The 14,577-nt window shown below is 67.5% G+C and carries 13 protein-coding genes; 8 read left to right on the top strand and 5 right to left on the bottom strand.

The window, feature by feature from the left end:
- Positions 1-17: 17 nt before the first annotated feature.
- Positions 18-971, bottom strand: a complete 954-nt coding sequence (locus ACOZ32_RS03010) for a phosphotransferase enzyme family protein (protein WP_424334918.1) — start codon at positions 969-971, stop codon at positions 18-20.
- Between the two features lie 131 nt (positions 972-1,102).
- Between ACOZ32_RS03010 and ACOZ32_RS03005 the strand changes: the two genes are divergently transcribed.
- Positions 1,103-2,086 carry a tyrosine--tRNA ligase gene (locus tag ACOZ32_RS03005; RefSeq protein ID WP_205251154.1) on the top strand — a complete coding sequence of 328 codons (984 nt, stop codon included), beginning with the start codon at positions 1,103-1,105 and terminating at the stop codon, positions 2,084-2,086.
- A gap of 141 nt (positions 2,087-2,227) precedes the next feature.
- Here ACOZ32_RS03005 and ACOZ32_RS03000 read toward each other — a convergent pair whose 3' ends face one another.
- The gene (locus ACOZ32_RS03000) at positions 2,228-2,407 is read right to left on the bottom strand and encodes a DUF7470 family protein (RefSeq protein ID WP_012289467.1); all 180 of its coding nucleotides are present in this window, start codon (positions 2,405-2,407) and stop codon (positions 2,228-2,230) included.
- Positions 2,408-2,505: 98 nt separating this feature from the next.
- Here ACOZ32_RS03000 and eif1A point away from each other — a divergent pair, with 98 nt between their 5' ends.
- The 4 genes from eif1A to ACOZ32_RS02980 all read left to right on the top strand — a co-directional run bounded on the left by eif1A (position 2,506) and on the right by ACOZ32_RS02980 (position 5,755).
- Positions 2,506-2,793 (top strand): translation initiation factor eIF-1A, encoded by a 288-nt coding sequence (gene eif1A / locus ACOZ32_RS02995; RefSeq protein WP_010903658.1) that lies wholly within the window; start codon positions 2,506-2,508, stop codon positions 2,791-2,793.
- A 16-nt stretch (positions 2,794-2,809) separates the two neighbouring features.
- Complete coding sequence (gene rio1, locus ACOZ32_RS02990) at positions 2,810-3,745, top strand: serine/threonine-protein kinase Rio1 (protein WP_424334917.1); 936 nt, start codon at positions 2,810-2,812, stop codon at positions 3,743-3,745.
- Positions 3,746-3,961: 216 nt separating this feature from the next.
- Positions 3,962-5,104: a tryptophan--tRNA ligase gene (locus ACOZ32_RS02985; RefSeq protein ID WP_424334916.1), complete on the top strand. Its 1,143-nt coding sequence runs from the start codon at positions 3,962-3,964 to the stop codon at positions 5,102-5,104.
- Positions 5,105-5,203: 99 nt separating this feature from the next.
- Positions 5,204-5,755, top strand: a complete 552-nt coding sequence (locus ACOZ32_RS02980; RefSeq protein ID WP_424334915.1) for a KH domain-containing protein — start codon at positions 5,204-5,206, stop codon at positions 5,753-5,755.
- Positions 5,756-5,817: 62 nt separating this feature from the next.
- Here ACOZ32_RS02980 and ACOZ32_RS02975 read toward each other — a convergent pair whose 3' ends face one another.
- Entirely contained in the window at positions 5,818-6,180 is a 363-nt protein-coding gene (locus ACOZ32_RS02975; RefSeq protein WP_424334914.1) for a hypothetical protein, read from the bottom strand.
- A gap of 464 nt (positions 6,181-6,644) precedes the next feature.
- On the opposite strand from ACOZ32_RS02975, the gene thsA reads away from it, so the two are divergent.
- From thsA to leuS, 3 genes are all read left to right on the top strand, one after another.
- Positions 6,645-8,333, top strand: a complete 1,689-nt coding sequence (gene thsA, locus ACOZ32_RS02970; protein WP_012289465.1) for a thermosome subunit alpha — start codon at positions 6,645-6,647, stop codon at positions 8,331-8,333.
- A 177-nt stretch (positions 8,334-8,510) separates the two neighbouring features.
- Entirely contained in the window at positions 8,511-9,497 is a 987-nt protein-coding gene (locus tag ACOZ32_RS02965; protein ID WP_424334913.1) for an ornithine cyclodeaminase family protein, read from the top strand.
- Between the two features lie 130 nt (positions 9,498-9,627).
- Positions 9,628-12,285: a leucine--tRNA ligase gene (gene leuS / locus ACOZ32_RS02960; protein WP_235157252.1), complete on the top strand. Its 2,658-nt coding sequence runs from the start codon at positions 9,628-9,630 to the stop codon at positions 12,283-12,285.
- Between the two features lie 3 nt (positions 12,286-12,288).
- On the opposite strand, the gene pheA is transcribed toward leuS, so the two are convergent.
- Together pheA and lpdA are read right to left on the bottom strand one after the other, a co-directional pair.
- Positions 12,289-13,101, bottom strand: coding sequence for a prephenate dehydratase (pheA, locus tag ACOZ32_RS02955; protein WP_285271326.1), 813 nt, complete (start codon positions 13,099-13,101; stop codon positions 12,289-12,291).
- Between the two features lie 49 nt (positions 13,102-13,150).
- Positions 13,151-14,575: a dihydrolipoyl dehydrogenase gene (lpdA, locus tag ACOZ32_RS02950; RefSeq protein WP_205251148.1), complete on the bottom strand. Its 1,425-nt coding sequence runs from the start codon at positions 14,573-14,575 to the stop codon at positions 13,151-13,153.
- Positions 14,576-14,577: the final 2 nt, after the last annotated feature.

Raw genomic sequence — 14,577 nt, 5'->3', positions numbered from 1 at the left:
ACGCTCCGCTCACAGACTCACTGCCTGCCTAGTTCTCGGCTCGCCCGTCCAACCGCGTTCTGGAGGCGTTCGGCGTAGAAATCCCGCTCGTACGCGGATAGCTCGTCGAGCGCGAGCATGCCCGCGACGAGTCGAGCGAGCGTCGCCGCCCGGTACAGCGGCTCGCAGCGGTCGAAAGACCCGGCGACCGGCCGCACCGCCCGGTACCCCTCGTAGAATGTCTCCCTGACGCACCAGTCGGCGGTCGGGTCGTGCATCCAAAACGCGTTCGCGGCCGCCGCGAGGTCCCACTCGGCGCGGCCGGCGCGGGCGCGGTCGAAGTCCAGCACCCCGACTACCTCGTCGTCACTGAACAGCACGTTGTCCGGTGAGAAGTCGCCGTGGCAGAGCACCGGGTCGAACGACTCCGGGAGGTGGTCGGCGAACTCGTCGAGAACGTCTTCTAAACCGTCGGCAATCGACCCCAGTCCGGCGTCCCTGAGGTGTCCGGCGCTCTCCGAAACCTCGCGTTGCACCCACTCGCGGAACGTCGCGTCGCCGCACGCTCGGACGGACAGCTCGCCACCTGCGCCCACCAGCACGCCCGCAGTGTCGAACGCGGCGTGGTCGTGAATCGCCGCGAGAGTGGCGGCCGCGTTCCGCGTGCGCGCCGGGGAGACGTCTCGCTCGCCGGTCGTCCCCGGGAGCCTCTCGACGAGCACGTACCGCCGGTCGTCGAACTCGGCGACGCGCTCGCTGACCACTCGCGGGACCGGAATCTCGGTCTCCCGGAGCGCGACGTAGCAGTGGCGGCCGCGGGCCAGCGGCTCCACGTCCCGACTGTCTCCGGACGCCGCGAACTGGAGCACGTAGCCTCGACTGTTGACCGTGAGGACGTACGTCTCGTGCTGGAGGCCTTCGGCGACCGGCGCGACGGCGTCTGGCGGTGCGCCGAGGTCGCGTTCCGCAATCGCAGCGACCGTGTCGTCCATCGGCTCGTGGTTCGGGAACCGACCGGTTACGGCTTTCGGGGGTTCGGTCCACTGCCGTGTCGGGACTCGTCCGTTCGAACCGTTCACAGACTTCCGCACCGCTTAACCCCGCGGCCCGAGTCTCCGAGCGTATGAACGCGTACGAGCGCATCACTCGGAACACGGCGGAGGTCGTGACCGAGGAAGAGGTGCGGGAACTGGCCGAGGACCCCGAGGGCAAGCGGGTGTACGTCGGCTACGAGCCCTCCGGCGTGCTCCACCTCGGACACCTGCTGACGGCGAACAAGCTGATGGACCTCCAGGACGCGGGGATGGAGGTCGTGGTGCTGCTGGCGGACGTCCACGCCTACCTCAACGACAAGGGGAGCTTCGAGGAGATCCGGGCGACCGCCGACCAGATGAAAGCACAGTTCCTCGCGTACGGCCTCGACGAGGATCAGACCGAGTTCGTCCTCGGGTCGTCGTTCCAGCTCGACGAGGACTACGAACTCGACCTGCACGCGATGCAGGTCGAGACCTCCCTGAAGCGCGCGCAGCGCGCGATGGCAGAGATTCAGAGCGGGGAGACGCCGAAGGTCAGCCACGTCGTCTACCCGCTGATGCAGGCGCTGGACATCGAGTACCTCGATTTGGACCTCGCCATCGGCGGGATGGACCAGCGGAAGGTCCACATGCTCGCCCGCGAGGAACTGCCGAGCGTCGGCTACGAGAAGCGCCCGGTGTTGCACACGCCCATCATCGGCGACCTCGGAACTGGCGACGGGAAGATGTCCTCCAGCGAGGGCGTCACCATCTCGATGGAGGATTCCACGGCGGACATCGAGGAGAAGGTCACCGGGGCGTTCTGCCCCCAGACCCGGGACCCCGAGGGCGAGACGGTCAACCCGGTGCTGGAGCTGTTCCAGTACCACGTCTTCCCGCGGTTCGACGAGGTCGTCGTACAGCGCCCCGACGAGTACGGCGGCGACCTCGTCTACGAGTCCTACGAGGACCTCGCCGACGACCTGGAGTCGGGGGAGCTCCACCCGGCGGACGCGAAGGGCGCGCTCGCCGCCGCCCTGGACGAACTCATCGAGCCAGGGCGGCAGCGGCTCCGAGAGATCCGCGGCGAGTAACGACGCCACCGGGGGTGCCGAGACGGCGCTCCGCGTGGCGCTGGACGAGCACGGCAAGGTGGCCGGGACGGAGCGGGTCGCCGACAACTACCTTCGCGTCCTGCCGCGGGCCTGCGTTCCCGCTGCGTGTTGTGGACGCGATTACGCCATCCCGAACACGCCCATGACGGACTGGATGGCGCCACGGGCGACGAGCGCGAGGCCGACGAGGACAGCCGTGAGGCCAGCCGCGACGACCGGCGCTTTCCACGCGACGACGGCGACGCCGACGACCATCAACACCAGTCCGAAGACTCCCGACAGCCCGAGTTTGTCGAACATATCGCAGGCACGCTCAGCGGCCGTAGTAAGCCTGCTGGTCGGCGGTCGAGTGCCGTGGAGTGGTGGGGTTTAAACAGTTCGCTGTTCAACCGCGGCGTATGAGCGACGACGGCGGCGGACGCAAGAACTTGCGAATGCCCGAGGACGACGAGGTGTTCGCGGAGGTCACGGACATGCTCGGCGCGAACCGCGTGCAGGTGCGGTGTGCGGACGGCGAGGAGCGGACGGCGCGCATCCCCGGCCGGATGCAAAAGCGCATCTGGATCCGCGAGGACGACATCGTGCTCGTGGAGCCCTGGGACTGGCAGGACGACAAGGCCGACGTGACGTGGCGCTACGAGAAAAGCGACGCCGACCAGCTCCGCGAGGAGGGGCACATCGAATGATTGCGGTGGGCCGGCAGTGACCGACGACGAGTACGGATTGACCGAGGAGACGGCGGGCGCGCCCGGCGACGAGTTCGAGGAAATCGACGTCAGGGACACGGAAGCCGACAAGATCGCGCGCACGAAAGACCGCGAGTTCGCGGAGTTCCGCAAGCGCCTGAAGGACACCGAGCAGTTCAAGCTCGACGACGGGGCGTTCGACGACGCGACGTACGCGGCCATCTACAAGCTCGTCGAGGACGACCACGTGGGCGCGATGGGCGGCCCCATTTCCACGGGCAAGGAGGCCAACGTCTACGAGGCGTTGGACGCCGAGGGCGGCGACGTGGCGCTGAAAGTGTATCGCATCAACGCGTCGAACTTCCAGCAGATGCGGGCGTACCTGGAGGGCGACCCGCGCTTCGAGGGGTTGCGCGGCGACAAGAAGGCGGTCGTGCTGTCCTGGACGCGCAAGGAGTTCTCGAACCTGCGCCGCGCGAAGGCGGCCGGCGTGCGGGTGCCGGCGCCGCTGGCGGTCCAGCGCAACGTGCTGGTGATGGAGCTCATCGGCCGCGAGGGCGACGCCGCGCCGACGCTCAGCGACGTTGACATCGAGAACCCCCAGATAGCCTACGAGGTCGTCCGCGAGTACGTGCGGCGGCTGTACGACGCCGGCCTCGTGCACGGCGACCTCTCGGAGTACAACGTTGTGGTCTACGAGGGCGAACTGGTCGTCATCGACGTGGGCCAGGCGGTGACCATCCACCACCCCAACAGCGCGACCTTCCTCGAACGGGACTGCCGGAACGTCGCGAACTTCTTCGCGCGGCAGGGCGCGGACGCCGACCCCGACGACCTGCTGTCGTACGTCCACGAGCACGCGACCCCGCGCGCCGAGGCGGACACGGCGGCGGGCGACCGCGACGGCACCGAGGGGAGTCTCGACCGGGGCAGCGACGCTGACGACGCCTGAACGGACCGGACAGAAACTGTTTTGAACGTGGTCGACGCACTCACGCGTATGCAGTCTGCTCCCTGTGGCTGGCGCTGGCGCGTCCGGGGAGCGGACAGTTTCGCCGCCGCGGCCTGACGGGCGTCACCCGCTCGGGTCGGGGGCGTGGCTCACTCCGGTCCCGCTGTTCTCCCGTACTGCGCGTCGACCACCAGCCACGCACCCACACCAACACACATGACAGCCGACGGAAAATCCGTGACGCCGTACGCCGTCGAGAGCGACGACCTCGACTACGAGAAACTGCTCGCTCGCTTCGGCGCCGACGAACTGACCGACGACCAGCGCGCCCGGTTCCCCGACCACCCACTGGTGAACCGGGGGCTGTTCTACGCCGGCCGGGACGTCGACGACTTCCTGACGGCCGGTGAACAGTCCATCGTCACCGGCGTCGGGCCGTCGGGGCCGATGCACCTCGGGCACGCGATGGTGTTTTACTTCGCGAGACGCCTGCAGGACGAGTTCGGCGCCCGGGTCTACGTTCCGCTCTCCGACGACGAGAAGTACTGGTTCAAAGACCAGACGCCCGCGGAGACGGGCGACTATCTGCGAGCGAACCTCCGTGACCTGCTCGCGGTCGGGTTCGACCCCGAGTTGACGCGCATCGTCGTCGACACGCGGGACGCGGACGTGCTCTACCCGCTGGCGACCGCGTTCGCGGGGGACGTGCGGCACGCGACGCTCCAGAACGTCTACGGCGAGCCGGACAACGTCGGGCAGGCGTTCTACCCGGCCGTCCAGACCGCCCACCTCCTGCTCCCGCAGCTCGTCCACGGCGAACACGAGACGCTGGTCCCCATCGCCGTCGACCAGGACCCCCACGTGCGGGTGAGCCGGGATGTCGCTGCGAAAGCCCGCTACCCGGTCCGGAAGCCCGGGGCGCTCCTGATGCAGTTCCTGCCGTCGCTGGCGGGCCCCGGGAAGATGAGCAGTTCGGCGGGCGTCTCGATTCGTCTCACAGACAGCCCCGACACGGTCCGCGAGAAGGTTCGCACGCACGCCTACACCGGCGGCCGCGCGAGCGTCGAGGAACACCGGGCGAAGGGCGGCGTCCCCGCGGAGGACGTGCCCTTCCAGTACCTCTCGGCGTTCTTCGAGCCCGACGACGCCGAACTCGCGCGCATCGAGCGCGAGTACCGGGCCGGGAACCTGCTCTCCGGGGAGTTGAAAGACCTCGCCGCCGACCGCATCACCGAGTTCCTCGCGGCCCACCAGCGGCGGCGCGCGGCACTCGGCGATGTCACCGAGGCACTCGACGCGTTCCGGCTCACCGACGACGAGCGCCAGCGCGCCCGCGACGCGGTCGGGTTCGGGGACTAGTGGGTGCTGGCTGCGGTCGCCGTCACTGCCGTGGATCGGGCGCAGACCGACTGACGCAGGTGACGAAGGCTTTTACGCGAGCGACAAATAGACTGCAGCATGAAACACGTGAAGATTCCGACCGACCGGATCGGGGTGCTCATCGGCGACGGGGGCGAGACGCTGCGCCGCATCGAGGCCGCCGCCGAGGTCGACATCGATGTCGACTCCCAGGACGGTGCGGTCGCCATCGAGCGCACGGGCGACCCCGTGCGGGGGATGCAGGCACCGGAGATCGTGCAGGCCATCGGCCGCGGGTTCAAGCCCGACGAGGCGCTGACGCTGCTGGACGACGACATGCGGATGTTCGACACCATCGACATCGGGCGCGCCGCCCGCAACGACAACGACCTCCGCCGGAAGAAGGGCCGACTCATCGGGGAGAACGGCCGCACACGGGAGCTGATGGAGGAACTCACCGGTGCGTCCGTTGTCATCTACGGGTCGACGTTCGGCGTCATCGGCCAGCCCTCCGAGGTTGACGTGGCGCGGTCGGCGGCGGAGATGCTGCTCGACGGGGCACCCCACGGGTCGGTGTACTCGTTCCTCGAACGCAAGCGCAGCGAGGAGCTGAAACAGCAGGGCATGGAGTACCACGAGTTCCACGGCTGACTGTCACCTCGTATTTTGTTCTCGCTAATCGTGTAGCGTAACTTCGCAGTCGAATCCGTCGATCACATCGCTTCTGGTGTACTCCTCCAGAACCCGAGTAGCACCGAGGCCACCGCCCCGAGCACGATACCCGGAATCGCAATCGTGGAGTCGCTCGCGTTTGCCACAATGAGTACGACCAACGCCACTCCCCCACCGACCAGTGCCAGCGCAACTCCAAACGCAATGTCCATTCCAAATCCAGCGGTCATACGCTGAAGAACGTCTGGTCGCACAGTCGCCAGTGACCAAACCACAACGCCACTGATGAGACACGATACGAGTAGTAACAGCCCGTTGTACCCGGCCGACGTGATGTTCTGGACTGTGTACGAGCCGATAAAACCGCACAACACGGATATAAGCGCCAGAGTTGACTTTTTCATAAGTGAATAATGTGAATTGCGTATGATTAAACATACCGTCTGACACTTCTGGTTTTATGATCAGATATCTAAGTAATTCCAGCGGGCATAAGTGTCCCAATCACCACGCCAATCTTGATCCTCTGCATCTGACGTTGCTTACCCCTCTACGACGTTAGCATCCGATTCAACCTTGACTACTAGAATATAATTGTAACCTGCTTTGACATCCAGTTCGATAGACTTCTCGAATGCTTCTATTGTTGAATTCGGAAGAGGGAAACTGAAACACTCATTAAAACAACAATTTGCTATTTTAATAGCTCCTGTAAAATAATAGAATTATGTCTTTTCTGTGGCTAAATTGGTGTTCCGTTTGAATGGCTGATTGTTCCTTGTAAGACACGCTTTCTCGGCACCTTTGGGGATTGTTAATGACTAGCCCACAAGTTTTAAATAGAATCGCAATCAATCAAAGAGTGATCATGGCGCAGCAGATGGGTAACCAGCCGCTGATTGTACTCTCCGAGGACAGTCAGCGCACCTCAGGCGAGGACGCACAGTCGATGAACATCACCGCCGGCAAGGCCGTCGCCGAATCCGTTCGCACCACGCTCGGCCCGAAAGGCATGGACAAGATGCTCGTTGACTCCTCGGGCGAAGTCGTCGTCACCAACGACGGCGTCACCATCCTCAAGGAGATGGACATCGAGCACCCGGCGGCCAACATGATCGTCGAAGTCGCCGAAACACAGGAGACAGAGGTCGGCGACGGAACCACGACATCGGTCGTCGTCTCCGGCGAGCTGCTCTCCGAGGCCGAAACCCTCCTCGAGCAGGACATCCACGCCACCACGCTCGCACAGGGGTACCGACAGGCCGCCGAGAAAGCCAAGGAGCTGCTCGACGACGCCGCGATCGACGTCTCCGCCGACGACACGGAGACCCTCGAGAAGATCGCCGCGACCGCGATGACCGGCAAGGGCGCGGAGAACGCCAAGGGCGTCCTCTCGGATCTCGTCGTGCGCGCCGTTCAGTCGGTCGCCGACGACAACGACGTCGACACGGACAACGTCAAAGTCGAGAAGGTCACCGGCGGCGCAATCGAGAACTCCGAGCTCATCGAGGGCGTCATCGTCGACAAGGAACGCGTCAGCGAGAACATGCCGTACGCCGTCGAGGACGCCAACATCGCGCTCGTCGACGACGGCCTGGAGGTTCAGGAGACCGAGATCGACACCGAGGTCAACGTCACCGACCCCGACCAGCTCCAGAACTTCCTCGACCAGGAAGAAGAGCAGCTCAAAGAGATGGTCGACGCGCTCAAGGACGCCGGCGCCAACGTCGTCTTCGCCGACTCCGGCATCGACGACATGGCCCAGCATTACCTCGCCAAGGAGGGCATCCTCGCGGTCCGTCGCGCGAAATCCGACGACTTCACGCGACTCTCCCGCGCCACGGGCGCAACCCCGGTCTCGAACGTCAACGACATCGAGGCCGCGGACCTCGGCGCAGCCGGCAGCGTCGCCCAGAAGGACATCGGCGGCGACGAGCGCATCTTCGTCGAGGACGTCGAGGAAGCCAAAAGCGTCACCCTCATCCTCCGCGGCGGGACCGAGCACGTCGTCGATGAGGTCGAACGCGCCATCGAGGACTCCCTCGGCGTCGTGCGCGTCACTCTCGAAGACGGCCAGGTCATGCCCGGCGGCGGCGCGCCGGAGACCGAGCTCGCGATGCAGCTTCGGGACTTCGCGGACTCCGTCGGTGGGCGCGAACAGCTCGCCGTCGAAGCGTTCGCGGACGCGCTCGAAGTCATCCCGCGCACCCTCGCCGAGAACGCGGGCCACGACCCGATCGACTCCCTGGTCGATCTCCGCAGTCAGCACGACGGCGGCGACACCGAAGCGGGCCTCGACGCCTACAACGGCGACGTCATCGACATGGAGTCCGAGGGCATCGTCGAGCCACTGCGCGTGAAAACGCAGGCCATCGAGTCCGCCACCGAGGCGGCAACGATGATCCTGCGCATCGACGACGTCATCGCCGCGGGCGACCTGGCCGGCGGCCAGGTCGGCGACGACGACGGCGACGACGGCCCCGCTGGCGGCCCTGGCGGCATGGGCGGCGGCATGGGCGGCATGGGCGGTATGGGTGGCATGGGCGGCGCGATGTAAGCTCGGCCACACGACACCACTCCAGCCAGTCTGCACCGCTCGCTCACCATCCGACACGTTTCTTTCGGCGCCCCACCACCCAGCGGCAGCGCCGCCACAACTGTGTTCAATTCAACCATTTCGGCGTGTTCAGCCAGTAAAAGGAGGGTCTAAGTGTCACGCGACATGATCGCGTGTATGGAGACGCTGCTACTCAACAAGGACGACGTGGACGAGAACACCCCGATGGCGGACCTCATTTCGGCCATCGAGGACGCGTTCGCCGCCTACGAGACGGGCGACGCCCAGATGCCCGCGAAGTCCTACGTCGACCTCCCCCAGTACAACGGCGACTTCCGCTCGATGCCCGCGTACATGGACGCCGGCGACTGGGACGCCGCCGGCATCAAGTGGGTGAACGTCCACCCCGACAACCCCGCGGACCACGACCTCCCGACGGTCATGGGCACGATGGTCTACTCCGACCCCGAGACCGCGTTCCCGCTGGCGCTCATGGACGGCACCGAACTCACGATGAAGCGCACGGGCGCGGCGGCCGCGGTCGCCACTGACCACCTCGCCGTCGCGGACGCCAGTTCGTTCGGCGTCGTCGGTGCCGGCGTGCAGGCGTACACCCAACTGGAGGCCATCTCGAAGATCCGGGACATCGAGGAGGTCGTCGTCAGCGACGTCAGCGACGACGCCGTCCAGCAGTACGTCGATCACTTCTCGGACCGCTTCGACGTGCGCGGTGGCTCCATCAGCGAGGCCGGCCACTGCGACATCCTCTCGACGGTCACGCCCGTCGAGGACCCCATCGTGACCGCCGAGGACGTCGGCGACCACACGCACATCAACGCCATGGGTGCCGACGCCGAAGGGAAACACGAGCTCGCCGACGACATCCTGCTTGCCGGCACGCTCGTCATCGACGACCACGCCCAGACCACCCACTCCGGGGGGATCAACGTCCCGTACCACGAGGACACGCTTGCGGACGACGACATCGACGCCGAGATCGGTGAAATCGTCGTCGGGAACGCCGACGGCCGCACCGACAGCGACGGCGTCACCGTCTTCGATTCGACGGGGCTTGCGATCCAGGACGTCGCCGCCGCCCACGTCGTCTACGAGCACGCCAGCGAGCACGACAACGGCTACGAGTTCGATCTGCTCGGCGTCTAGCGGCTTTTCCCTGCGCTACTTCGACACCCATCACCCGCACGGTGGGCGGTCGCTCGTGCCCGAGTCGGGGGGACTGCCGTACTGAAAGGCATTTGTCGGTCGGTCACGCAGTGTCCGCCAAGAGAGACACATGGGAGAGCAAGCCACCTACGACCACCACGCCATCGAGCAACACTGGCAACGCGAGTGGGACGATGCCGACGTTTTCCGGGTGCCCGACGACGCCGACGACCCGGAGTACGTGTTGGCGATGTTCCCGTACACGTCCGGTCAGCTCCACATGGGCCACGTGCGGAACTACGCCATCACCGACGCGTTCGCCCGCTACCGCCGGATGGACGGCGAGGACGTGTTGCATCCGATGGGCTGGGATTCGTTCGGGCTGCCCGCGGAGAACGCCGCCAACGAGCGCGACACCAACCCCCGGGAGTGGACCGAGCGCTGCATCGACCAGATGCGCGACCAGTTCGAGGCGCTGGGCTTTGGCTACGACTGGGAGCGCGAGATCACCACGTGTGACCCCGACTACTACAAGTGGAACCAGTGGCTGTTCACCGAGTTCCGCGACGCCGGGCTCGTGGACCGCCGGGCCGCCACGGTGAACTGGTGTCCGTCCTGTGAGACGGTACTGGCGGACGAGCAAGTCGAGGGCGACGACGAGCTGTGCTGGCGGTGTGACACGCCGGTCACCGAGCGCGACCTCGACCAGTGGTTCTTCGAGACCACCGCGTACGCCGACGAACTGCTCGATGGCCTCGACGAGTTGGACGGCTGGCCGTCGAACGTCCGGGACATGCAGCGCAACTGGGTCGGCCGCACGGACGGCGTCGAAGTACCGTTCACCGTGCACACGCCCGACGGCGACGAGGACGTGGTGGCGTTCACGACGCGGGTGGATACCATCCACGGCGCGACGTATTTCGCGCTGGCACCGGATCACCCGCTGGCGGAGGCCGCGGCCGACCGCGACGACGACGTGGCACACTTCGTCGAGGAGGTCGCCGATCCCGACGGCGACGAGCCACAGGGCGTCGAGACGCAGTTCACCGCCACGAACCCCGCGACGGGTGCGGAGATCCCCGTCGTCGTCGCGGACTTCGTGCTGTCGGACGTCGGCACCGGCGCGCTGATGGCGGTGCCCGCCCACGACGACCGCGACCACGAGTTCGCCCAGGCCCACGACCTCCCGGTTCGGCAGGTCGTCGCGCCCGCGGGCGACGAGGACGCCGACGTCGAGGCCGCCGCCTACACCGCGGACGGCGTGCTCGTCAATGCCGGCGACTACACGGGCCTGGACAGCGAAACCGCCCGTGAGGAGCTGACCGCGGACATCGACGGCGCCGCGTCCGCCGTCCAGTATCAGCTCCGCGACTGGGGGGTCTCCCGGCAGCGCTACTGGGGCACCCCGATCCCGATCGTCCACTGCGAGTCGTGTGGGCCGGTCTCCGTCCCCGACGACGACCTGCCCGTGGAGCTCCCGGAGTTCGTCCACACCACTGGGAACCCGCTCGACGCCGCCGAGGACTGGAAGCAGACCACGTGCCCCGACTGCGGCGCGCCCGCCGTCCGAGAGACCGACACGATGGACACGTTCCTGGACTCCTCGTGGTACTTCCTGCGGTTCGCTTCCCCGGCGTTCGACGACGCGCCCTTCGACACCCAGCGCGCCAACGACTGGCTGCCCGTCGACGAGTACGTCGGCGGCGACGAGCACGCCGTCATGCATCTGCTGTACTCGCGGTTCGTGACGAAGGCGTTCGCGGACCTCGACATGCTTGAGCACCGCGAGCCGTTCGCCGGCCTGACCACACAGGGCATGGTGTTGGGCGAGGACGGCACGAAGATGTCCAAATCCAAGGACAACGGCGTCGCCCCCGAGCGCATCGTCGACGAGTACGGCGCCGACACCGCGCGGCTGTTCACGCTGCGCGCGGCCCGCCCGTCGAAGGCCTTCCCGTGGAGCGAGGAGGGCGTTCGCTCTAGTCACACCTTCCTTGAGCGCTTGCTCTCGATGGCGCGGGCGGTCGACGCCGACGCGACCGCCGACGGTGACCTCGATCCCGCCGCCGAGTACGTCGCCCGCGAGACCGCCGCGACCGTTCAGGCCGCCACCACGCACTTCGACGACATGGAGTTCAACCGCGCCGTGCAGGCGGTCGACGAGCTGGTGTCGCTGCTGGTGCGGTACCGGGACCGCGACGACGCCGCGCCCGCGGTCGTCGCGCGCGGCGTTACGGCCGCCGTGAAGCTGCTTGCGCCCATCGCTCCCCACGTCGCCGAGGAGTGTTGGACGGCGCTGGGCGGCGACGGGTTCGTCGCCGAGGCCGCGTGGCCCACCCCCGACCGCGACGTCAGCGACCACGACCGCGCGACCAGCCTGATCGAGCAGACCCGCGAGGACGTCCGCGACATCGTCGACACCGCGGGCATCGAGAACCCCACCGGCGTCGACGTCGTCACGGCCCCCGAGTGGATGTACGACGTGCTCGCCCGCGCGAAAGCCGCCGACGGGAACGTCGTCGGCTCCGTGATGAGCGACCAGTCCCTCCAGCAGCACGGCGAGGACGCCGCCGACTACGCCAAGGACCTGGCCGCCCAAGCGCCCGCGTTCCCGGACGTGCTCGGACCGGACGGCGAACGCGACGCGCTCGGGCGCGCCGTGTGGCTGCTCGAAGCCGAGTTCGACGCGCCGGTGCGCGTGCTCGCCGCCGAAGACGCCGCCGACAGCGTCGCGAACAAGGCCGAACCGGGGCGGCCGGCGATCCACGTCGACGAAGCCGGCGACTGACACTCACGCCACGTGCTCGGTGTCGTACGACCCCAGCCGCCGCACCCAGCCGGCTGCCGCGATCTCCGCCACGTCCGCGACCGCGTTCCGGGTGCGCTCCTCGTAGCACCCGCTCGCGATGTCCACGTGGAAGACGTAGTCGCCCAGTCGCTCCCCCGACGGCCGGGATTCGACCCGCGACAGGTTGATGTTGCGGTCGGCGAACGGCTCCAGCAGCTCCAACAGCAGCCCGGGGTGGTTCGCGTTCGGGTAGACGATGATCGAGGACTTCCCGCCGGCCGGCGTGCGCTCGCTTGCCGGCCCCACCACGAAAAACCGCGTCTCGTTGCTGGCGCGATCCTGAATCCCGGACCTATGCACGTCAAGGTCCGTGCCGTCGGCGGAGTCCGGGTGCGCGATCGCGGCCGTGGTCTCGTCGTTGCGCGCCACCCCGACGCCGCGCGCGGTCGACGCGACGGCCCGGCGGTCGACCGCCGGATGGGTGGCGTCGAGGTACTCTCGACACTGCGCGAGCGCCTGCGCGTGGCTGGCGACCGCGTCGAACCCGTCGCCCTGGGCGAGCAGCGCGTGCCGGATCGGCGTCACCACCTCCCGGACGACCGCCAGGCCGTCGGTGTCCGCGAGCGCGTCGAGCGTTTCGGTCACCGACCCCTGGATGCTGTTCTCGATGGGCACGACGCCGCGGTCGGCGTCACCCACTGCAACCGCATCGACGATGTCGCGCACGGACTCCATGAACGACACGTCGCCGGCAGAAACAGCGCTCGCGGCGCGGTGTGAGTACGTCCCCGACGGCCCCAGCGTCACCGTATCCATGTCCGCGGATACCCACGGCGACGGGAAAAACACGTCGGGGGTGTGTGGGTTACCGGTTCAGCGTGTGGACGGCGTGGCCGAGCGCGTGCTCGGCGGCCTCCATCGTGGCCTCGGACAGCGTCGGATGCGTGTGGATGGTGGACGCGACGTCCTCCAGGGTGGCCCCCATCTCGATCGCGAGGCCGAGCTCGGCGACGAGCTCGCTGGCCTCCGGGCCGACGATCTGTGCGCCCAGCAGGAACCCCGACTCCTCGTCGGCGACGACCTCCACGAAGCCGTCGTCGTGGCCCGTGGTGAGCGCGCGCCCGCTGGCGTTGAACGGGAACGTCCCGACGACCGGGTCGAAGCCCTGCGCGGCGGCGTCGTCCTCGGTGAGCCCGACGGTCCCGATCTCGGGGTCGGTGAACACCGCCGCCGGCACAGCCTGGTAGTCCAGGGCCGCCGGCTCGCCCGCGATGACTTCCGCGGCGACCTCGCCCTCCTTGCTGGCCTTGTGCGCGAGCATCGGGCCGGGCGCGACGTCGCCGATCGCGAAGACGTTCTCGACGTCGGTGCGGGCCTCGTGGTCGGTCTCCAGGCGGCCGTCGTCGTTCGGTTCGAGGCCGACGGCGTCCAGGTTCAGCGTGTCGGTGACCGGCTGGCGGCCGACCGCCACGAGCACCTTCTCGGTCTCGAACTCGGTCTCCTCGCCGTCCTCGTCGGCGGCGGTGACCACGATGCCGTCGTCGGTGTCCGTCCAGCTGTCGGCCGCGAGGCCGAAGTGGAAGTCGATGCCGAGTTCCTCGGCGCGCTGTCTCACGGGGCGCGCGATGTCGTCGCCGTACTGTGGCAGGATGCCATCCAGCATCTCCACGACGGTCACGTCCACGCCGAGCTTCGCGAACACCGTCGACAGCTCCATGCCGATGTAGCCGCCGCCGACGATCACCATCGACGCCGGCAGCTCCGCCATCGCCAGCGCCTGCCGCGAATCCAACACGGGGTCGTCGCCGAAGTCGAAGCCCGGCACCTCGATGGGCCGAGAGCCCGTCGACACGATGGCGTGCTCGTACTCGATGGTCTCCGAGCCCTGGCCGTCGCCGCCGTGCACGACCCGCAGCTTGTCGCTGCCCGCGAACTCCGCGCGCCCCTCGATGAGGTTCACGCCGTTGGCCTTGCAGAGCTTCTCCACGCCGCCCGTGAGCTGGTCGACGACGCCGTCCTTCCAGTCGACCATCTCCGCCACGTCCACGTCGGGGTCGGCGTACACGCCCATCTCCTCGGCGTGGCCCGCCTCGTGGGCGACGCCCGACGCCGTGATCATCGCCTTCGACGGGATGCAGCCGTAGTTCAAGCAGGTGCCGCCGTAGGCGTCCTTCTCGACGAGCGTCACGTCGAGGCCGAGCTGTCCCGCGCGGATCGCCGCCACGTAGCCACCGGGGCCAGCGCCAACGACCGCGACGTCCGTCCCAGTCGAGATGTCTCCGACAACCATGA

This window comes from Halobacterium sp. MBLA0001 (assembly GCF_049705385.1).
Taxonomy (GTDB): Archaea; Halobacteriota; Halobacteria; order Halobacteriales; family Halobacteriaceae; genus Halobacterium; species Halobacterium salinarum.
This window is presented reverse-complemented; position numbering and strand designations above follow the sequence as displayed.